The following is a 19877-nucleotide window of genomic DNA, read 5'->3' on the forward strand; positions in this document are numbered from 1 at the left end:
CAGGGCTGAAAATGATTGGGTTGTCCTGAAACGATTGGCGTGGTGGTGAAGTCTAATGGAAGGGGGCGGAGCAATAGCACCTGGAGCTAAACCCAGCCAATGGTGTGCTAGTTGCGTGCTAGTTCATAGTAACTAGTTTTACCATGCCGTCTGCATCTTACCCACTGTGACCGCTGCTGTGTCTTTGAATTCTCAAACCTACCTGGGGCACAACCAGGAAGCCTACCAGGAGCTGCGACTGGCGCTGCAACTCAATCTGCGACGCCAGCTGCTGATTGCGGTCTGCGACGATGTGGCTCTGCAAGAACAGCTGGCCCAGCGTCTGGAGGCCAACTTTAGCCCCCTGCCCGAGACGGTACCCCTGGCTCCAGAGGTGCGGGCGCGGCAGTTTACCCTAGTCACGCTGCGGCTCGGCGGCGATCGCCCCGACCTGGTGCGAGAGGTGCTGCTGTGGCTGAAGCAGCAGCGTCGGCTCCAGAGCAGCTTGCCGACCACGCCCGTGTTTCAAATTGTGGGCATTGACCAACTCACGCGCCAGTCGCCCACGGTGCAAAATCGGTTTTTGGCCTCGCTGATTCGCGTCGATGCCCTGCTTACCCAGCTCGATTGTCGTCTTTTGGTGTGGGTACCGCGCCCCTGGCTGGGCAAAATTCGCCAGTCGGTGCCGGGCTTTTGGCGATCGCGCAGCGGTCTGTTTGAGTTCGCAGGTGAACCTAGCCCCCTGCCGGCTCCGATCGCAGCCCCGGCGACTAAACTCAATGCAACCCCAGCTACAGCCAGCCCGGCAACCGAGTCTCCCGGCCTCTGGCGAGTGCTGCGCGACGATCTCTCCACCTTTGAGCCGCCTATTGCGCCTGCCGCAGAGGAAACACCCCCGGCTCCTGCCCCTCAGCACAAGCCCGTTACCCCGCCCAATCTCCCCACACTCTTAGATGCGGCGGCCAGAGCGCTAGAGCCGCCTCAGTCAGCCCAGCCCCAGCGCGACACTGTTTCTCAAGGTGACAATGTCTCCCAGGGCTACGTCGTGCATACGCACGGGACATCGGAGCAGGGCGTACTTTCAAGCGTCATTATGCCGCCTGTGGGGGCCACCGCCGCTGAAACCCTGGCAGCGCTGCAGCGGGTAGAGCCCATTTTGCCTGCGCCAGCCGCCGCCGAGGCTGCCCCCTCTAACCCTGAAGGTCGGTCACCGGCGGCTGCCCTGCAGCTGCCTCCAGACCTGGCCCAGGATGCCGAACTGGTGAACCTGTGGCGCTACGTGCAGGGTTTAATTGATCAGCAGGCGGGGCCAATGACCCTGGCGCGGGCCTACCTGGCGCTGGGTCAGATGGGGCGCGATCGCCTGGCGGTAGATGCCCCGGCCGCTAGCGTGCTGGACTTTGCGATGGCCGTGTACGATCGCGCGATCGCAGGCCTGCCTGAGGGCAGCACCGACTGGTGCGATGCCCTCAACGACCTGGCCAGCCTCTACTGGCTCCAGGGGCAGCAGGCGGGCATGATCGACCCCGCCCCCTGGCTGCGGCGCAGTGCTCAAACCTATGAAAAAGCCCTCCAGGATGGTCGGGCTATCCCCGCCGATACGCTGGGGCGGATTGCTGGCAACCTGGGCACAGTCTACGGCCTCTTGGCCAACCTCGAAGATCCGGTACCGTGCCTGGAAAAGGCGGTAACGGCCTATCAAACAGCCCTGGAGCACAGCCCGGCGGCACTATCGCCCATCGACTACGCCAACCTGCAAAACAGCCTGGGCGCGATTCACTGGCGGCTGGCTCAGCACGATGACCCCCAGCACCACCTGCCCCTGGCGATCGCGGCCTACAGCGAGGCCCTGGCCCACCGCACCGCCGCCGAAGCCCCGATCGAGTACGCCATGGTTCAAAACAACCTGGGCATTGCCTACTGGAGTTTGGCCCAGCACCAGCAGCCGGTATTTTTGCTCGAACGGGCGATCGTCGCCTACCGAGCTGCCCTTCAGTACCGCACCCCTGCTGCCGCCCCCGCTGGCTGTGCCGCCACCGCCAACAACCTGGGCACCGCCTACTGGGACTTGGCCCAGCAGGTAGATCTAAGAAGTAAGGGGCAAACCTCAGCGGGGGCCGATGGTCAGAGCCATGCCCCAGGCAGCGACGACCGCCTTAACGCTCTTCAGCAGGCCGTAGCCGCCTATGAAATGGCCCTGATGGCCGCCGAAACCGCTCTGCAAGAGTCGCCGCCCCCCACCCTGGGGTTTGATCTGTGGGCCACCTGCCACAGCGCCGGGGTCGTCCACGACCAGCTTGCCCAGGCGCTGCCCGAAGCCCAAACCGAAGCCCGCGAGCATCACCTAGACGCGGCCCTGCGCTACTACCTGCTGGCCTACGAAGGCTGGCGCGATAGCCCCCATCAGCTAGAGGTGCTGCTCACCGCTCTGGTGTACAACGCCCACCTCACCTTTGAGATCTTCGGCATTCCGGGGCAGCAGGCGGTGCTCTCTAAGCTGCCGGGTGAGTTGCTGCCCCAGGTGCTTAGGCGGCTGTAGGGGAATGTGGGTGGGGAGTTGGGTGGGCGGGTAGGTGGGTGGATGTGTGGATGTGTGGATGTGTGGATGTGTGGATGTGTGGGTGTGTGGATGTGTGGGCGGGTAGGTGGGTGGATGTGTGGGCGGGTAGGTGGGTGGGTGCGTGGGTGGCTTCAGAATCACAAATCTAAAATCCAAGATCCAAGATCATTAAGAACCGTCGCGCCTGTCTTCTCAAGGGCAAACCCTTGCATGACAATGGAAAGCGTACTTAACGGTTTGCAACATCCCGTCAGAGCGCTGCTTTCGTCGGGCTGAAGGAAAGACTATGGCCTATTACTGGTTCAAAGCGTTTCACATTATTGGGGTGGTGGTGTGGTTTGCCGGGTTGTTTTACTTGGTGCGCCTGTTCATCTACCACGTTGAGGCCGAGGCTGAGCCAGAACCGGCCCAGGGCATTCTCAAAAAGCAGTACACCCTGATGGAGAAGCGCCTTTACAGCATCATTACTACCCCCGGTATGGTGGTGACGGTGGCCATGGCGGTGGGGCTGCTGGTGCAAATGCCTGAGTACCTCAAAGACGGCTGGATGCACGCCAAGCTTGGCCTGGTAGCCGTGCTGCTGGTTTACCATCACTACTGTGGTCGGCTGATGCGGCAGCTGCATCGGGGCGAGTGTCAGTGGTCGAGTCAGCAGCTGCGGGCTCTCAACGAAGCCCCAACTCTGCTGCTGGTGGCGATCGTTATGCTGGTAATCTTTAAGAACAACTTTCCTACTGGGGTAACGACCTGGTTGATGGTGGGGCTGGTGGTGTTTATGGCCGCAACCATTCAGCTCTACGCCCGTAAACGGCGGCTCGATAAAGAAAAAGAGATTCTGGGTGCTACCCCTGAGCCTCAGGCCCTGCAAAATTCCTGAATGTGTTAATCGTCCCTAGGCCAAGCCGGCAATGCTTGGACGCCACCCCGGTGAGGGTCAATGAGGGAGAGCAATGAGCAAATGGGAGCACTGGCTGTTGCCAGGCATATTGGCCGCTGTTGGGGTTCCTTTTTTAATTGCTGGAGGAGTCATTCGGGTGATTTTGCCCCGGACGATCGCTACTCATGCCCAGGAGGTAGCCCGACTGCGGGTGGCCACCGCTGACACGCTCAATGAGCGGGGGGCGCGGGTGCTGCTGGAGGGCTGGGTCAGCGATCGCACCGCCCCCAGCGATCGCCCGCCCCTGGTGGCCTATAACGAGTACCAGCGGGTGCGCCGCGATGGCGAATGGGAGTGGGACAACGTGCGCAGCTACGCCCCTACCCTGTGGGTGCAAATTCCGGGGGGTGAGGTGGAGATTATGGCGGAATACACCCTGCGCTCTACGGCTTCCAAAGTCGAGGACGGTCGCGATCGCGTCTATGAAGGCTTTCAGGTTGAGGATCCAATTTTGGTGTTGGGCACCCTTACTGTTGTGGGCGATTCGCGAAGCGTTCGGGAACCGACTTGGAACGAGTATCCGTCCCGGAATCAGCCCGTGGTAGGGGAGGCCGAAATTGGGTATGAAACTAAGGCCGACTATTTAGTCACGCTAAAGCGCGAGCAGTTCACCGCTCGCTGGCTGGGGCTGCTGTTTCTGGTGTTGGGCAGTCTGCTTACCCTCAGTGCAGTGGTAACGGCCTACCTAATCTGGCACGGACGCCTTAATCTCTTTGCCGATTCTTAAAAGAACGACCCAGAGTGGGGGCAAGGCCGGGGGGATGGAACAGGCGATCGCAGCCAAACTACACCAAACTTTTATCGGTGTGGCCTCAGCGAAATGCCACATTAGGGCGTAATGACCTTAACTCACCCTGAGAGGCTAGCCCATGCACACCCTGGAGCTGCTGCGATCGCGCCAGCTGACTGACGCTCGGCGGCTGGCGCTGGCGGCCGAGCTAACTGAGTTTCCCGAAGAGATTCTGGAGCTGGCCGATAGCCTCGAAATTCTCGACCTCTCCAACAACGCCCTCACGACCCTGCCCGACGGCTTTGCTCGGCTGCAAAACCTGCGGGTCGTATTCTTCAACAACAACCGCTTTGAGACGGTGCCAGAGGTGCTGTCTCAGTGCCCCAACCTCTCAATGCTTGGCTTTAAGGCCAACCAGATTGCCACCGTACCGGCCGAGGCCCTACCGCCCCAAACCCGTTGGCTAATTCTGACCGACAACCGCCTGCGATCGCTGCCCGAGGCAATTGGTCACCTGCCCCACCTGCAAAAGCTGATGCTGGCGGGCAATCAGCTGCGCGCCCTGCCCGAGGCAATGGCCGCCTGCCAAAACTTAGAACTCATTCGCATTGCCGCCAACCAGCTCGACCATCTGCCCCCGTGGCTGCTCAGCCTGCCCCGCCTCAGCTGGCTGGCCTACGCGGGCAACCCCTTTAGCCAGCGCTTTGCCTCGGCGGGTGCAACCTCCCTGGCCCAGATTCCCTGGGCCGACCTTAGCCTGGGGAATGTGCTGGGCCAGGGGGCTTCTGGCGTCATCTCCGAGGGGCTGTGGTGGCAGCCCCAGGGCAAGCTGCCGGTGGCGGTCAAGCTGTTCAAAGGAGCCATGACCAGCGACGGCCTGCCGGAGGATGAGCTGCGGGCCTGCATTGCGGCAGGCTCGCACCCGCACCTGATTGGCCCTCTGGGGCAGGTTATCGGGCATCCGGAGCACAAAAAAGGGTTGGTGCTGCCCCTGGTGCCACCCACCTACCGAGTGCTGGGCGGCCCCCCCAGCCTAGAAAGCTGTACCCGCGATACCTACCCTGCCGGTACTGAATTTTCGCTGGCCGCTACCCTGGCCATTGCCCGTGGGGTGGCTGCCGCCGCCGCCCACCTGCACCAGCGGGGCATTCTCCACGGCGATTTGTATGCCCATAACACGCTGGTCAACGCGGCGGGAGACGCTCGCCTCAGCGATTTTGGGGCCGCCAGTTTTTATGACCCAGCCAATCGCGCTGTAGCCCCGGCCCTAGAACGGCTAGAGGTGAAAGCCTTTGGCTGCCTGCTCGAAGATCTGTGCGATCGCTGCCCCTCTGCCCACTCCCTCCGCCCGCTCCAGCAGGCCTGCATGCAGCCCGATGTGCTGGCGCGCCCCAGCTTTGCGGAAATTGTGGACGCGCTGACGGCGATCGCGGCTTAGGAACAGAATCAAAACCATCGCCCTCGCTCGGCGGGCGGGGGCAAGAATGTAGCGATCGCTACCGGGGTGAAAGCTACCGCCAGGATAGTTGCCCCCGCCTCTAAAAATGGGTATTCTCATGCCCAAGGCTTAGAGGCATGGGCTTAGGCAGAGAGGTTGATGGGCCTGGTCGTCGTTTGGCCGCACTGCAAGCATGGGTGCAAGTTTTGAACCATTTAAACGCTGATGGTCATCGGCACTCTACAGACCTGACGGCTCAGGTCTTTTTGGCCTATGCTGCCGAAGACGGGCCTGGGGCCACTCGGCCCGAGCTGGTGCCTGCTACCGCTACGTTAAACGCCCTGAGCCAGCTGCTGAACGAGGCCCAGATCACCTACTGGGAATGCCCTCAGCCTTGGCCTAAGAGCGTTGACCCTGAATCGGCCATATCTCGCGCTGCCGAATCGTGTGACAACTACCTGCTAGTGCTCACGCCTCGTTCCTTAGTCGATACGCTTTGCCTACAGGGGCTGCTGTTTGCCCTCAGTATGAACAAGCGCATTGTGCCAGTGTTGGCTGAAACGGTACCGGCCGACCGCCTCCCAGAGCCGCTGCAAACCCTAGAAGCCATTGACCTGCGCAGCAGTGTGTCACCGCTGGCGCAAACTGCTGCGGGCCGTCAGCTGGTGCAAACGCTGCACCACGAGGCCGACAATTACCAAACCCACACGCAGCTTTTGGTCAAAGCCCTGCGGTGGGAGCGGCAGCAGCGCGACCCTACCCTGCTGTTGCAGGGGGAAGACCTGGCGGCATACCAGCGCTGGCTGACCAAGGCAAACCGGCGATCGCAGCCCCAGCCCATTCAGCTACAAACCCTATACGTGGCCGAAAGCGCCCGCTGCTGGGGCGATCGCGGCGATGCCGTCACCCAGGGCACAGGCTGGCTCAAGCGCTGGCTGGCCTAGCCCCTCAGCTCGACGCGCTGGTGTAAAACCGCAGAGCAAAGCGCCAAAAGCGGTTGGCTACCACTACCAGCACCGAGGCCAATAGCGCCGAGGCCAGCAGCCACCAGCGTCCGCCCTGGCCCAACATGGTCTGGGCCGGTACCGTGGTTAAGAATGCCACCGGCACCACAAAGGTAAAAAACACTCGGTAGGCCACCGGGTAAGCCGCGATCGGGAATCGCCCAGCCTCTAACAGTCCCCGCAGCACCTCGGTAACGTTGTAGATTTTGACAAACCAAATACTGGTTGCCCCTAGCATGAACCACAGGCTGTAGAGGGTAATGGCCCCCAGAGTCAGGGGCAAGATGGCCAGCCCGTAGTCGACCCAGCCCAGCCCCAAGCGGCGGCCGCCGTAGCCGATCATCACCAGGCCAAAGATCACGTCGGGCAGCCCCCAGGGCGAAATAATGCGGGTCGAAAGCCAAAACTGCGAGCTAATCGGTTTCAGCAGCACAAAGTCGAGGGTGCCCTGCTGCACCTGGTTGACGATTTTGTTCAGGTTAGGGATCAGCACCATTGCCGAGAACCCTTGCAGCACGGTGAAGAGGCCCAGCACCAGCAGCGCTGCCTCCCAGCTCCAGCCCTCAAACTCGTAGTCGTTGCGGTAGAACAAAGACAGCCCAAATAGACTGCCCGCCAACCCGCCCAGGCTGATTAGCGCAGTGACCAAAAAATTGAGGCGATACTCCAGCTCGGCGGCGATCGCCGTGCTCCAAAACAGCCTCAGCACCTTTAAGTAGCGCTCCATTAGGCCCCCATACCCGAGTATTGCTTTAGCCCCTGTCGCCACAGCCAGCGGTTGAATGCCCAAAACAGGGCTGACCACAAAATCATGGCCATAAACCCCCGCGCCACATGCTCGGGTCGGTTAATCAGCAGACTAGCCGGAAAGTAGATCAGGTAGGGAAAGGGCGTCCACAGCACCACCTCGCGTACCGCATCCGGGAACAGCGACAGCGGAGCAATCATGCCCGAGAGGAAGGTGTAGAGCAAAAACCAAAACTGCTCCAGGGCACTGGCCCGCTCCGTCCAAAAGGCGGCCAGGGCAAAGGTGTACTGCATTAAAAACCGCAGGCAAAAGGCTAGCGCGATCGCCAGCAGCCCCAGCAGCAGGTTGTCAAGCCGGGGCCACCAGGCGGCGTAGGGATAGAGCAGCAAAAACAGCCCCACCAGCAAAAAGGCAAAGGGCAGCCGGGCAAACCGCTCCGATACGTGGCTAAAGAAGTGTCGCCAGGCCGGGTCTACGGGCTGCAGTAGGTAGGGCGACAGCCTGCCCTCCACCACCTCGCGCTCAAACTCCCAGATCACCCAGACCACGGTAAACTGGCGCACCAAAAACACCGCCAGGAAGTACCGCACCAGGTCTGTAGGGCTGAGGTTGAACTGGTCGCCCTGGGCCGCTTCGACCCACAGCCCCATCAAAATCAGCGGAAAGGTGCCCGAGAGCACCCAAAATACTAGCTCCGCCCGGTACTCCACCATGTAGGCGTAGTACACCGACAGCATGATGCGGGACACCTTAAACGCCTTCTGCACCGTAGACCTCTTGGAGATTCAGTCTTTATCCTACCAAGGTGTAATCTTTTCCTTGAGTGCAGGCCAGGTGCAGGCCGGGTGCAGGCCCTTAAAGACGGCCTGAGTCAGTGATTAGGTGCAGCGAAGATCAACGTCAGGGCGCGGCGAACATAGGCCTGCCAAGACTCGGCGGTGGGCGAAAAGACGGTGGCGTAGAGCATGATACCGCTCATGGTGTCGAAGACTAGGCCGGGATCTAGGGCTGCCGACGCTTCGCCTCTGGCCTTAGCTCGCTCAATGACGGTGGTGAAGGCCTGCCGCCGAGGCTCCAGGTATTTATTCCAGTAGATTTTAGCGAAGGTGGGATGGCTGGCCGCGCTGCTGAGGATCATGGCGACACTCTGCCGCCCCAGCGGGGTGAGAGTAATTTGGGCCGCGTTTTCAATTAGCGCTTCCAGGTCAGCCCAGAGGCTGCCTGTGTTGGGCAGCAAAACCTCCTCACGGATGCTTTCGATCGCATCGGCAACCAGCTCGTCTTTGCTGCTGTAGCGGCGGTAGATGGTGGTTTTGCCCACCCCGGCGCGGGCAGCGATCGCCTCAATGCTCATGGCCTCAAAGCCCACCTCGCCCAGCAATGCCAGGGTGGCTTGCAGCATGGCCTGGTGCGCCCTGGCGCTGCGCGGTCTACCGGGAGATTTTTGATTAGCGTCTGTCATGGGTGTTAGTATAAATTACGATACGGTATCGTATTGAAATAGAACGTGTCAGAGTAGAAGCTATGGCCCAGCGTCCCTGTTACCTCAATAAAGACAGCACCCAAACCCTGCGGGAGGGCTTGGCCGAATACTACGCCCTCAATCCGCACATTACGCCCCATGCCACCCAGCCGCCCGAATTCGCCAAAATTTTAGAGGCCCACGATGTTGGCCACGTCATCTACGGCTGCGACACCAGCATGTACGACGAGCTGAAAATCTTGCCCCTGTTTTGGTGGACGAGCGAGTGCACGTTCCAGCGGTTTCGGCAGATGCGCAACACTCCCGCTGTGGATGTCATGTACGACGATATGATTCGGGAAAAGGGCGCGCTCTGGCTCTACGGTGAAATCATCAGGGTGATTCCGCCCCTGATTCCAGAGCTGGTAGCAATTTGGTTTCAAACCCGCGATCGCCAAAAACGACTGCCTTTTCTCGACTTTCAGCCGCTGCTCGATCGCTCGCTGTGGTCGATTCGCCAGGAGTTTGATCTGCTGCCGCTGATCCGATAGCGCCAGCTGACTCAAAAATTAACGTTTTCCCAGCGCAACCTTAACCCCAGAGCCCCCAGGGAAAGGGTATTCTTAAATTGTATTCGGTAACTTTAGATACAGAATTTTTGGGGGATCCGTTATGAATTCTACTCAAGATCAGGCTCGTCGCCTTTTGGTACGCAATCGTCAGCAGCAGCAGAACCGCCGCGCCGCGATGCTAGGACGCTCAACGGAAGAGGTGCTGCCCCCCGAGGCCCAGCGCTAGGTCTAGGGTCAGCCTCAGGCTGCTAAATTAATCTGACATTAACCCAGGCCATTGCTCTGGCCGCCATGATGAAACTAGAACCAGTAAAGCATTTCTGCAGAAATGCGGTTCGCACCTGACTCACATCCACAGCCCGGTTGCACCGGGCTTTTTTTGTAGTTGCCTGTGACCCGGCCTATTGCGTTGGCCTAGCTGCCTGTAAGCACCATCCGGCATCGAAGATTATGCTCCCCAGTTAAGTTCTAAGGTTATGCCCTCTGCTTGGGTCTGCTGGTTAGAGTAAGCAAATCTGCAGAGGTGTTAACCATAGCGCAACCGTCCCTTGATCGGAGTCAAGGGGGCTTATTCGGGTAGGTTTTGGCTTCGCCTTCGCTCAGTCAGCATGGTTCTAAGGACGCCTACACCGCAGCTAATTAAAACTATTAAAAGTATGCTGAGCTGGGGCGTAATATCCCTGCTCAGCTCTCGCGGGCTTGGCCTGCGAGTATGCTGTAAACCTATGCTTTGAGCCTGACGTTGTGCATCACAAATCGGCTCTCTGGCAACGTTGGGATGCGAGACAGCTTGATCTGAAAGTTTTGGGGCGGCACCTCGTACTCAATCTCATTTACTAAAAAGTTCAGTACCTGATTCATGACCTGAATTGTTAGCCATTCTCCGGCACAGCGATGGTTTTTGTAGAAGTCGCCGCCGCCTTGGGGAATAAAGTCGAACGCACTGCCGCTCCAGTGGGTAAATCGCTCGGGCCAAAAGTCTTCTGGCTTTTCCCACAGGTCAGAATCGTGGTTAGTGCCATAGAGATCGAGCAGCACCAGAGTCTCTTGAGGGAAGTGGTAGTCTTGCCAATCAAAGGCCTGCCGAGTGCGTGCCGCCGCAAAGGGAAAGAAGGGGTAAAACCGCCGCACCTCCTGGGTAAAAAGGGTGGTGTAATCTGCCTGATTGGCCTGTAGCTTTTGGCGACAGTCGGGATGCTGGTGCAGGGCCAATGCCGCAAACACAACGTAGCGACCAATGGCGACGGTAGGGCGCAACACGTTGAGCAAATCTACGGCTGCTATAGCAGGGCTGAGCAAATTGCCGTCGCCATCGCGGCTGTGGGCAAAGGCTGCGATCGCCGTATGCTCAGGCGCTTGCAGTCGCCCGGCGCGAATGTCTTCAATCAAATCTGCTAGCCAGGTTTCGAGTCGCTTGCGGGCCTGCACCCCCTGCACGTGCCTAAACCCCAGGGCGGCGGCGCTGTCGATCAGAGCTGCCAGTTCTAAAGTGCGCTGGGCTACTTCTGGTTCGGCCAGCGGCACCCCCGACCAGGCGCAGACGGCCCGACAAAGGATCTCATTGATTTGATCGAACAGTACGACCTGGCTTTGCTGCTCCCAACGTCGGGCGTACTCGCGGCAGTGCTGCAACACTAGTGCGCTGATCTGCTGTAGCCGGTCGGGGGTCATTAGCCCCATAAAGATTTGCTTGCGCTGGCGGTGGGCCTCCCCGTCTAACCCCTGCACGCCGCCTTCACCCAGCAGAGTTTTTTGCATTCGCTTGGGCGCAGCATTTTTGCGAGAAAATTTTTCGGTGTCGTAAAAGATTTCGGCGGCCTCTTTGCCGCGCATACAAATCGCTCTCTCTAGCCGCAGACGGGTCTGAAAAATGTCGGTATGCAGGCGATCGCAACGTTTAGAAATAAACTCATAGCCGTCGAACAGCAGCCCCAGCGTACTATCGATAACCGGCTCAGCGGGAATATTAGCCATGAGTTTAATCTCAGTGGAGTCTACAGGGCAGGATCATGCGATCGCTGCTTCAAACAACGCCATTTAGGCGAGCCAGTACATAGAAGACAGAGTGAAACGCAGGAGTTATAGCCCTAGATGACCGCCGTGGGGCGAGATCGCGGGCTATAACTCCTTTGGGTCTATGCGTTAATCACAACGCCGCCGTTGGGGTGCAGCACCTGTCCCGCCATGTATGACGCATCTTCAGAAGCCAAAAAGACAAAGCTTGGCGCAACTTCCTTGGGCTGCCCTGGGCGCTGCATGGGCACCTGCTTGCCAAAGTTCGACACGTCTTCACCATCAAACGCATCGGGAATAAACGGTGTCCAAATGGGGCCAGGAGCCACGCCATTGACGCGAATGCCCTTCTCTAGCATGGGTTCTGCCAGCGAGCGGGTAAAGGCCAAAATGGCACCCTTTGTGGTGGAGTAGCTGAGCAGGCTAGAGTTGCCCTTGTAGGCATTGATCGAGGTGGTGTTGATCATGGCGCTGCCCGGCTTCATGTGGGGAGTAGCCGCCTTGGCAAAGTAAAACATTGAAAAGATATTGGTGGCGAACACCTCGCCGAGCCGAGCCGCATCGATCTCTTCTAGGCTGGGCTCCTGGTACTGCACCGCCGCATTGTTGACTAAAATATCGAGCTTGCCAAACTCCTGCACCGTTTTTTGCACGGCCTCGTGGCAAAACTGCTCGTTGCGAATGTCTCCTGGAATTAGCAGACAGCGGCGTCCGTACTCCTCAACCGCCTGCTGAGTTTCCTGGGCATCGCCGTGCTCGTCGAGGTAGACAATAGCCACATCGGCCCCTTCTTTAGCGTAGTAAACCGCCACCGAGCGACCAATACCGCTGTCGCCACCGGTAATCAACGCTACTTTATCTTGAAGTTTGCCGCTGCCTTTGTAGTTGGGGTCGTCGTACTGAGGTTTGGGCTCCATTTCCGACTCTAGGGCAGGGGTGCGCTTTTGGGTTTGAGCCGGAATTTGATCGGGGGTAATCGACATGGGTTATCTCGGTTTGGGGATCGTAATTAGAGCGAGTGGTTCAAAAGCTTTGGCAACGCTAGCCATAGCTAGCGGGGTAGTAGGCTAAGTGGCCGACTCAGGAGAAATCTTTGCAGTAGAAATCCTGACCAAAACACGCCTGCATTCCTCAGTCATATCTGAAGAATCTGCCCTAATGTAACGACTGAAAATATGCTGGGTTATCTTCCCTTGGGGTGAACCCATTCTTTAATTTGCAACTGTTCTAATAACCATTTCTTAGCTTGCAACTAGAGCCTACACTGCGCTTGGAGAGCCCTTGGAAAGCAGCTTGGCTCTTGGTAAGGATAGGTTGGGGATGTGTAATAAATCGTTATTAACCAAACCTGGCGATCGCCCCAAAGCCCTCAGAATATACGTCTAAAGACACAGGACTATGGGAGGTTATCTGTCTTAAGATATAAATTGATTAAGCGTAGTCATGCTACGTTCAAGTGCTGAGCATTTTTGAGAGTAAGCCGCGAGCTAAGAGCAACATGTTCTAAGTGCAAGATTAAGCGCAAGGTTATTTCCAGACGCTGCTGACCTTAGACTGCGATGAAGTTATATCTGTCTTACTTACAACCTAAGACGTATGGCGTAGCGTTTCTCAGCGTCGGGCTGGCTCTGCTGCTGATGTGGGCCCTCGACCCCATCGCCGACATGGTCATGACCCCGTTTTTACTATTTTTGGGGGCCGTGGTGGCAGCTGCCTGGTGGGGCGGCGTAGCTTGTGGCCTGTTGACCACGGCGCTGGCCGCTGTGAGCAGCACCTATTTCTTCATCGTGCCCGAGTACACCTTCAGCCTGGACGCTGCGACCGTTGTTCGCCTCACCGTCTTCGGTATTCAGGGTAGCGCCATCAGCGTGATCGGCGGTTCGCTCCGCAGGGCTCGGCAGCGACTGGAGCGCAGCTTGCTCAAGCTGCAGGAGAGTGAAGCTTCTTTGGGCCACACCAACCAGTGGGTAACGGCCATTTTAGAGAGCATTACCGAAGGGTTTTACGCCCTCGACATGCAGTGGCGGTTTGTCTACGTCAATCCCCAGGCGCTGCGTCTGTTTAAGCGCCCCCTCGATGATTTGTTGGGCCATTCTATTTGGGAGGTGCTGCCCGACCTAGAGGGCAGCGCTATGGGCAAAGCCTTTCGGCAGGTGATGGCCACGCGGCGATCGCAGGTGGTTGAAGCCCCAGGCATAGTCCACCCCGATCGTCTGTTTGAGATGCACATGAATCCGCTGGTCAACGGGCTGGCGGTTTATTTTCGCGACCTGACCGATCGCCGCCAGGATGAGCGGCAGCTCCGGCAGCAAATGCAGATGCTGGACCTGGCCAACGACAGCATCATGATTCGGGAGCTAGACAGCGCCATCATCACCTACTGGAACCAGGGGGCGGCGCGCTGCTACGGCTGGTCGGCGGCGGAGGCGATTGGTCAGTCGGCAGCGGCACTGCTGAAGACCGTTCTGCCGGAGCCGATTGACACTATTCGCGCGGCCATTTTGCAGGAGGGGCACTGGATAGGAGAGCTGATTCAGACTACCCGCAGCGGCCGCACGGTGATTATGAGCAGCCGCTGGACCCTACAGCAGACTCCGGTGGGCCAACCCAACGCCATTCTCGAAATTAACTACGACGTCACCGAGCAGAAGCACACAGAGGCGGCCCTGCGCAAGAGCGAACTGCACTTTCGCACCCTGGCCAACTCGATGCCGCAAATGTTTTGGACGGCCCAGCCCAATGGTCAGCTAGAGTACTGCAACCAGCGCTGGTACAACTACACCGGGCTGAGCGCGGCTCAAAGTTTTGACCAGGGCTGGCTTGCGGTGCTGCACCCCGATGACCAAAAGCGCTGCCAGTCCGCCTGGACGGAGGCCCTCCAGGTGGGGCAGCCGCTGGCGCTCGAAGCCAGACCGCTGCGGGCGGTGGATGGCCAGTACCGCTGGCACCTGGTGCGAGCGTTTCCGCTTCAGGGAGAGGGGGGCGAAGTGCTGCGCTGGTTTGGCTCCTTGACGGACATTCACGACCAAAAGCTGGCTCTGGCAGAGCGCGATCGCGCCCTGGCCCAGGAGCGCGTGGCCCGCACCGAGGCGGAGTCTGCCAACCGCATCAAAGACGAGTTTTTGGCCATGCTCTCCCACGAGCTGCGTACACCCCTCAACCCCATTTTGGGCTGGGTGTCGCTGCTGCGATCGCGCTCCCTCAACGCAATCACCCAGGCCCGCGCCCTCGAAACCATTGAGCGCAACGCCAAAATTCAGGCCGAGCTGATTGAAGACCTGCTAGATGTATCGCGCATTCTGCGAGGCAAGCTGACGTTGGATATTACCACCGTCGATTTGGCCAGCGTGATCAACGCGGCCCTGGAGACGGTGCAGCTGTCGGCCCAGGCCAAAGCCATTGCCCTGTATACCGACCTTGACCCGGCAGTGAAGTCTGTCTCAGGAGACCGCAACCGACTACAGCAAATTGTGTGGAACCTGCTCTCCAATGCGATTAAGTTCACTCCCCAGGGGGGTGAGGTCACCATTAGGCTCTGGCAGGATGGCACCTACGCCACCATCGAAGTGCAGGATACGGGTCAGGGCATTAGCGCCGACTTTCTGCCCCACGTGTTTGAGCAGTTTCGCCAGGCTGACAGCAGCAGCACCCGCGCCTTTGGCGGTCTGGGCCTGGGCCTGGCGATCGTGCGCTACCTGAGCGAGCAGCACGGCGGCCAGGTGTCGGTGGCCAGCCCCGGTGAGGGGTTGGGGGCCACTTTTACGGTGCGGCTGCCCCAGCACGATGGCGCGGCGCTGATCCTGGCTCCGGCGGCTGCTCAAGACCGGTCGAGCCTGGCTGGGCGGCGGATTTTGGTGATTGATGACGACTTCGATTCGCTGCATCTGCTATCGGCGCTGCTCGAAGGCTGTGCCATGGAGGTGTTGACCGCCTGCTCAGCCGAGGCGGGTCTGCAGCTGGTCACCCAGCACCATCCCGATGTGCTGATTAGCGACATTGGCATGCCCGGCCAGGACGGCTTTATGCTGATTCGCGCCCTGCGGCAGCGGCCCGAGGCCGAGGGGGGCAGCATTCCGGCGATCGCCCTCACTGCCTATGCCGGTGCTCAAAACTGCGATCGCGCCCTGGCCGCTGGCTTTCAGCGCCATTTGACCAAACCCATCGATCTAGACGAGCTGATTCGCACCCTGATCGAGCTGCTCCACAGCGGCGCGGCTCAGGGCTAGGCCATCAGCAGCGGCTGACCTAGCCGACCTCTGCCTCAACTTCCTGGTTAGTCTTTTAGTTTTAAGGAAATCCCATGAAAATTTTGATGGTTCTCACCTCCCACGACCAGCTGGGCGATAGCGGCCAAAAAACCGGCTTCTGGCTGGAAGAATTTGCTGCCCCCTACTACGTGTTTAAAGATGCCGGGGCCGACATCACCCTGGCTTCGCCCCAGGGCGGCCAGCCGCCCCTCGACCCTAAAAGCGATGCCCCCGATGCCCAAACCGCAGCGACCCAGCGCTTTCGGCAAGATGCCGAGGCCCAGGCGGCCCTGGCCCACACGGCGCAGCTAGCGACCATCGCCGCCGATGACTACGATGCGGTGTTTTACCCCGGTGGCCACGGCCCCCTGTGGGATTTAGCCAACGACACCCACTCGATCGTGCTGATCGAGGCCTTCTACGGCGCGGGCAAGCCTGTCGCCGCTGTCTGCCATGCGCCTGGGGTGCTGCGCCATGCCAAAGCGCCCGATGGGTCGCCCCTGGTGCAAAACAAACCCGTGACGGGCTTTGCCAATAGCGAGGAAGCCGCCGTGGGTCTCACCGATATCGTGCCTTTTTTGGTCGAAGACATGCTGACTCAAAACGGCGGTCAGTACTCCAAAGCCGACGACTGGCAGCCCCATGTGGTGCGCGATCGCAACCTGATTACTGGCCAAAACCCCGCGTCCTCAGAGGCCGCTGCCCATGCTCTGCTAGAACAGCTCAGCCCAACGGGGCAGCGGGTATAGACGTTACGATCGCCCCCGCGTCAGCTCAATGATCGCCTGCACCAACTTCTCTAAATCGAGGGGTTTGGTCAGGTGCCGCTGGTAGCCGCTGGCCAGCGACTGCTGCTGATCTTCGTAGCGAGCGTAGGCGGTGAGGGCGATCGCCGGAATGTTGCCCCCCTGGTCACTGGGCAGCGCCCGAATTTGCTGAATCAGGCTATAGCCGTCGATTTCGGGCATGCCGATGTCGCTAATTAGCACGTCGGCAGGCCAGGTCTTGATCTTCTCCAGCGCTTCGGTGGCCGAGCCCACCGTGACCACCTCGGCCCCGTACTGCCCCAGCAGCACCGTCAAGAACTCGCGGGTGTCGGCCGAGTCATCGACCGAAAACACGCGAATGCCGCTCAGGTCGAGGGCGGGCTGGGGCAGAGCAGCGGCGGGGTCGTCTTCGACCTCAGGGGCCAGCTGAGGCAGGCGTACGCTAAAGGTAGCCCCCTGCCCCTCGCCCAAACTGTGCGCCGTAATCGTGCCGCCGTGAATATCGACCAGCTGCCGCACGATCGCGAGTCCTAGCCCCAGTCCGCCGTGCTTGCGGGTAATTGAAATGTCTTCCTGGCGAAACGACTCAAACAGATGGGGCAGAAAGTTTGGGCTAATGCCAATGCCGGTATCCTGCACGCTGATTTCGGCCTGGTCGCGCAGCGATCGCAGCATGACCGTAATTTGACCCGCATCGGGCGTAAACTTGACCGCGTTGGAGAGCAAGTTGCCCACAATCTGCTGCAGGCGGGCGGCATCTCCGGCAACGCGCACCGTGCGATCAAGGTCGAGCTGTAGGGCAATCGACTTCGCCGCTGCGGCGGTTTTCACCGTTTCTAAGGCTGACTCCACTACCCCGGCCAGGTTGATGGTCATGGGGGTGAGGTGCAGCTTGCCGCGCAAAATTCTGGCCAAATCGAGCAGGTCATCCACCAGCTGAGCCTGCAGCTGGGCATTGCGCTCAATGGTAGCCAGAGCGCGCTTGGTTTTCTCGCTGTCAAAGCTGCGGGTTTGCAAAAGCTTTGACCAGCCCAAAATGGGGTTGAGGGGCGACCTCAGCTCGTGGGAGAGCACCGCCAAAAACTGATCCTTCAGGCGGTTGGCCTGCTCGGCCTCTTCGCGGGCCACGCGCTCGCGCTGCAGCAGCTGTTCGCGCTCTTGCTCGCTCTGCTTCAACGACGTGATCTCGGTAAACCCGCCGATCGCGCCGCGCGCTACCCCATTGGGGCCAAACAGAGGCACCGCCTTGCCGTAGATAGAGCGCACCGTGCCGTCGAGATAAACAAACTCAATTTGATCGGTCACCTCCTGCCCGGTGCGAATCGCTTTTTGCATCGGCAGGTCCTGGGGCGGCACTTCCTGGCCCTGCCTGCACTGCTTAAACGGCAGCGTTACGGTTCCCGGTGGGGGAGTAGCCGTGGTCAGCGACCCCGGTTCGGTTTGCATCAGCTCGTGGGCCATGCGGTTGGCCGTTATTTGGTGGCAGTTGGCATCGTGGGCAATCCAAATTGCGGCGGGGGCGGTTTCCATCAGTGTGGCCAGTTCTTCGGCCCGGGTGCGGGCGATCGCCTCGCTTTCAATCAGCGCCTGCTCAAAACGCTTTTGCTCGGTAATGTTGATGGCAATCCCCGCCATCCGAATGGGTGAATGGTCGGCGTCGTAAAAGGTCTGCCCTCGCACCATAATCCAGCGCTGGCCCTCGTCAGGGTGGTCAATGCGAAAATTCACCTTTAGGTTTTTGCCCTGCTCAATGGCCGCCTGAACCTCTTGCCCAACCCGCGATCGGTCGATCGGCAAAACACAGGCCAGCCAGTTCTCGTAGGACGGCACGACATCGGGCTCGATGCCGTAGAGGTTGTAGTATTCCTCTGACCAGGTCACCTCGTTCGCGACCATATCCCAATCCCACAGGCCGACTCCGGCGGCCCGCTGGGCCAGGCGCAGCTGTTCTTCGCTCTTGCGCAGGGTAGCCGCAGCCTGTTTGTGCTCGGCTTCGAGGCGGGCGCGATCGCTGATGTCTACCGCTGCCCCAGTCAGGCCGACAATGCGATCGTGGCGATCGCGAATCGGGTCAATGGTGAGATCAAAGATAGCTTGGTCCACCTCCACAGCGGCCCGCAGCCCCACTCCGGTATCGAGCACCTGCTGCTTGAGCTGCCTGAGCCGAGCCGCCGCATGACCAGACACCAGGTCGTCATCGCGCCGACCCAGCATTTGGCTAGGCGTGTAGTTGTGGGTGGGGTTGTACACCCAGGTGTAGCGTAGCTGGTGGTCTTGGCTAAACAGCGTAATGGGGACGCTCTTGAGGGCAACATTCAGGCGCTTGGTGGTCTGCTCGAGGGCCTTTTCGGTGTGTCTCAGTTCGGTAATGTCGGTGTTGGTGCCCACCCACCGCAGCACCCGCCCACGGTCGTCGCGCACCGGAATAGCGCGGGAGAGAAACCAGCGATACTGACCGTTTTTGCCCCGGAGCGGAAAGGTGTCTTCCCACACTTCGCCAGTGGCAAAGCAGTGGCTAACTTTTTCGACCACTCGATCGATGTGGTTAGGATGATGAATCTGCCGCCAGCCCCAGCCCTGCATTTGCTCTAGGGTGGTGCCAGTAAAGTCAAACCAGCGCTGGTTGTACCAAAAAACTGAGCCGTTAGCATCCGCCATCCAGGCCAGCTGCGAAATGTTGTTGGCCAGGTGACGAAAGCGTTCCTCACTCTCGCGCAAAGCCGCATGGCCCTGGCCAGAAGCCCCGTTCTTGGCCGATGCTTTGGTGTCAAAATCCCTGGTCTCAAGCATGGCCTCAAGCTGCCCAGAGCGAAGATCGACCCCAATATCCCTGGCCCCGACCTGCTGAGTAGGAGGATTGCCAACCCCAGGCTCCTTAGTCCTAGGTATGGCGATCGCAAGCACCCCGCCGACCTGGTCAGTCTCAGTCCAAACCGCACTACAGGCCCAGCTATGGTTCGCCATCAAAGGGTTAGCCGTCCAAGGGTTGGCGTTCTGTGGGGTCTCTGGAGCCGCCTCCAAGGCGTGCGATCGCCCCGTTGCAAAGACCTGCTCCACCGTCGCCCCAAGCACCGCCCAGCCCTCAGCCTCGCCCAGGGGCTGCCCCATCGCTGCCTGTGCGGGCAGCAGCGCCGCACAGGCCTCGTTATAAAACACCCTGCGATCGCGGCCCCACACGCAGCCCATCGGCGTTTCTGCACTGAGCAAAATGCCCAGCGTAGTCTTGATCGCCCCAGGCCAGCTAGCAGCCTCGCCCAGGGAGGTCTGTGACCAGTCGCGCGATCGCATCAGCGCCGCCACTGGGTTCTCGGCCACAAATACATCCTGAGCTACCCCTTGGGGAGTCATACCATCCTTCAATTTTCGATCGCAGCTCTTAATTGCAGTTCTCAGTTGGTGATGCTCTATAGCTTATGACCA

Annotated in this window: 15 protein-coding genes; 9 read left to right on the plus strand and 6 right to left on the minus strand. The window is 59.6% G+C overall.

Annotated elements, in window-relative coordinates; translation table 11 throughout:
• The first annotated feature begins 178 nt into the window (after positions 1 to 178).
• The 5 genes from IQ265_RS00245 to IQ265_RS00265 all read left to right on the plus strand — a co-directional run bounded on the left by IQ265_RS00245 (position 179) and on the right by IQ265_RS00265 (position 6588).
• Complete coding sequence (locus IQ265_RS00245) at positions 179 to 2518, plus strand: tetratricopeptide repeat protein (RefSeq protein ID WP_194050218.1); 2340 nt, start codon at positions 179 to 181, stop codon at positions 2516 to 2518.
• A gap of 307 nt (positions 2519 to 2825) precedes the next feature.
• Complete coding sequence (hemJ, locus tag IQ265_RS00250) at positions 2826 to 3416, plus strand: protoporphyrinogen oxidase HemJ (RefSeq protein WP_194050219.1); 591 nt, start codon at positions 2826 to 2828, stop codon at positions 3414 to 3416.
• Positions 3417 to 3489: 73 nt separating this feature from the next.
• A complete protein-coding gene (locus IQ265_RS00255; RefSeq protein WP_194050220.1) occupies positions 3490 to 4203 on the plus strand; it encodes a hypothetical protein in 714 nt (237 codons plus the stop codon).
• Positions 4204 to 4345: 142 nt separating this feature from the next.
• Positions 4346 to 5644, plus strand: a complete 1299-nt coding sequence (locus IQ265_RS00260; protein ID WP_194050221.1) for a leucine-rich repeat-containing protein kinase family protein — start codon at positions 4346 to 4348, stop codon at positions 5642 to 5644.
• Between the two features lie 206 nt (positions 5645 to 5850).
• The gene (locus IQ265_RS00265; protein WP_194050222.1) at positions 5851 to 6588 is read left to right on the plus strand and encodes a toll/interleukin-1 receptor domain-containing protein; all 738 of its coding nucleotides are present in this window, start codon (positions 5851 to 5853) and stop codon (positions 6586 to 6588) included.
• A gap of 4 nt (positions 6589 to 6592) precedes the next feature.
• Here IQ265_RS00265 and IQ265_RS00270 read toward each other — a convergent pair whose 3' ends face one another.
• The 3 genes from IQ265_RS00270 to IQ265_RS00280 form a co-directional block, all read right to left on the minus strand.
• Positions 6593 to 7375: an ABC transporter permease gene (locus IQ265_RS00270; RefSeq protein ID WP_194050223.1), complete on the minus strand. Its 783-nt coding sequence runs from the start codon at positions 7373 to 7375 to the stop codon at positions 6593 to 6595.
• On the minus strand, positions 7375 to 8163 hold the full coding sequence (locus IQ265_RS00275) for an ABC-2 family transporter protein (RefSeq protein WP_194050224.1): 789 nt from the start codon (positions 8161 to 8163) through the stop codon (positions 7375 to 7377). Before IQ265_RS00275 ends, IQ265_RS00270 begins: the two co-directional genes overlap by 1 nt.
• A gap of 104 nt (positions 8164 to 8267) precedes the next feature.
• A complete protein-coding gene (locus IQ265_RS00280; protein ID WP_194050225.1) occupies positions 8268 to 8858 on the minus strand; it encodes a TetR/AcrR family transcriptional regulator in 591 nt (196 codons plus the stop codon).
• Positions 8859 to 8920: 62 nt separating this feature from the next.
• Here IQ265_RS00280 and IQ265_RS00285 point away from each other — a divergent pair, with 62 nt between their 5' ends.
• Together IQ265_RS00285 and IQ265_RS29215 are read left to right on the plus strand one after the other, a co-directional pair.
• Positions 8921 to 9409, plus strand: a complete 489-nt coding sequence (locus tag IQ265_RS00285; RefSeq protein ID WP_194050226.1) for a hypothetical protein — start codon at positions 8921 to 8923, stop codon at positions 9407 to 9409.
• A gap of 121 nt (positions 9410 to 9530) precedes the next feature.
• Positions 9531 to 9656: a hypothetical protein gene (locus tag IQ265_RS29215; RefSeq protein ID WP_255523374.1), complete on the plus strand. Its 126-nt coding sequence runs from the start codon at positions 9531 to 9533 to the stop codon at positions 9654 to 9656.
• Between the two features lie 497 nt (positions 9657 to 10153).
• Here IQ265_RS29215 and IQ265_RS00290 read toward each other — a convergent pair whose 3' ends face one another.
• The gene (locus IQ265_RS00290) at positions 10154 to 11404 is read right to left on the minus strand and encodes a cytochrome P450 (protein WP_194050227.1); all 1251 of its coding nucleotides are present in this window, start codon (positions 11402 to 11404) and stop codon (positions 10154 to 10156) included.
• A gap of 161 nt (positions 11405 to 11565) precedes the next feature.
• Positions 11566 to 12426: an SDR family oxidoreductase gene (locus IQ265_RS00295; protein ID WP_194050228.1), complete on the minus strand. Its 861-nt coding sequence runs from the start codon at positions 12424 to 12426 to the stop codon at positions 11566 to 11568.
• A gap of 576 nt (positions 12427 to 13002) precedes the next feature.
• Here IQ265_RS00295 and IQ265_RS00300 point away from each other — a divergent pair.
• Complete coding sequence (locus IQ265_RS00300; RefSeq protein ID WP_194050229.1) at positions 13003 to 15669, plus strand: PAS domain-containing protein; 2667 nt, start codon at positions 13003 to 13005, stop codon at positions 15667 to 15669.
• Between the two features lie 74 nt (positions 15670 to 15743).
• The gene (locus IQ265_RS00305; protein WP_194050230.1) at positions 15744 to 16439 is read left to right on the plus strand and encodes a type 1 glutamine amidotransferase domain-containing protein; all 696 of its coding nucleotides are present in this window, start codon (positions 15744 to 15746) and stop codon (positions 16437 to 16439) included.
• Positions 16440 to 16442: 3 nt separating this feature from the next.
• On the opposite strand, the gene IQ265_RS00310 is transcribed toward IQ265_RS00305, so the two are convergent.
• Entirely contained in the window at positions 16443 to 19805 is a 3363-nt protein-coding gene (locus tag IQ265_RS00310; protein WP_194050231.1) for a PAS domain-containing protein, read from the minus strand.
• Positions 19806 to 19877 lie beyond the last annotated feature (72 nt).

Origin of the sequence: Nodosilinea sp. LEGE 06152, assembly GCF_015207525.1 — a bacterium.
In the GTDB taxonomy this organism is placed as follows: Bacteria; Cyanobacteriota; Cyanobacteriia; order Phormidesmidales; family Phormidesmidaceae; genus Nodosilinea.

Coding starts and splice junctions, on each gene's coding strand:
- hemJ (WP_194050219.1), top strand. CDS start 2,826: ATGGCCTATTACTGGTTCAAAGCGTTTCACATTATTGGGGTGGTGGTG.
- IQ265_RS00255 (WP_194050220.1), top strand. CDS start 3,490: ATGAGCAAATGGGAGCACTGGCTGTTGCCAGGCATATTGGCCGCTGTT.
- IQ265_RS00260 (WP_194050221.1), top strand. CDS start 4,346: ATGCACACCCTGGAGCTGCTGCGATCGCGCCAGCTGACTGACGCTCGG.
- IQ265_RS00270 (WP_194050223.1), bottom strand. CDS start 7,375: ATGGAGCGCTACTTAAAGGTGCTGAGGCTGTTTTGGAGCACGGCGATC.
- IQ265_RS00280 (WP_194050225.1), bottom strand. CDS start 8,858: ATGACAGACGCTAATCAAAAATCTCCCGGTAGACCGCGCAGCGCCAGG.
- IQ265_RS00285 (WP_194050226.1), top strand. CDS start 8,921: ATGGCCCAGCGTCCCTGTTACCTCAATAAAGACAGCACCCAAACCCTG.
- IQ265_RS29215 (WP_255523374.1), top strand. CDS start 9,531: ATGAATTCTACTCAAGATCAGGCTCGTCGCCTTTTGGTACGCAATCGT.
- IQ265_RS00290 (WP_194050227.1), bottom strand. CDS start 11,404: ATGGCTAATATTCCCGCTGAGCCGGTTATCGATAGTACGCTGGGGCTG.
- IQ265_RS00295 (WP_194050228.1), bottom strand. CDS start 12,426: ATGTCGATTACCCCCGATCAAATTCCGGCTCAAACCCAAAAGCGCACC.
- IQ265_RS00300 (WP_194050229.1), top strand. CDS start 13,003: ATGAAGTTATATCTGTCTTACTTACAACCTAAGACGTATGGCGTAGCG.
- IQ265_RS00305 (WP_194050230.1), top strand. CDS start 15,744: ATGAAAATTTTGATGGTTCTCACCTCCCACGACCAGCTGGGCGATAGC.
- IQ265_RS00310 (WP_194050231.1), bottom strand. CDS start 19,805: ATGACTCCCCAAGGGGTAGCTCAGGATGTATTTGTGGCCGAGAACCCA.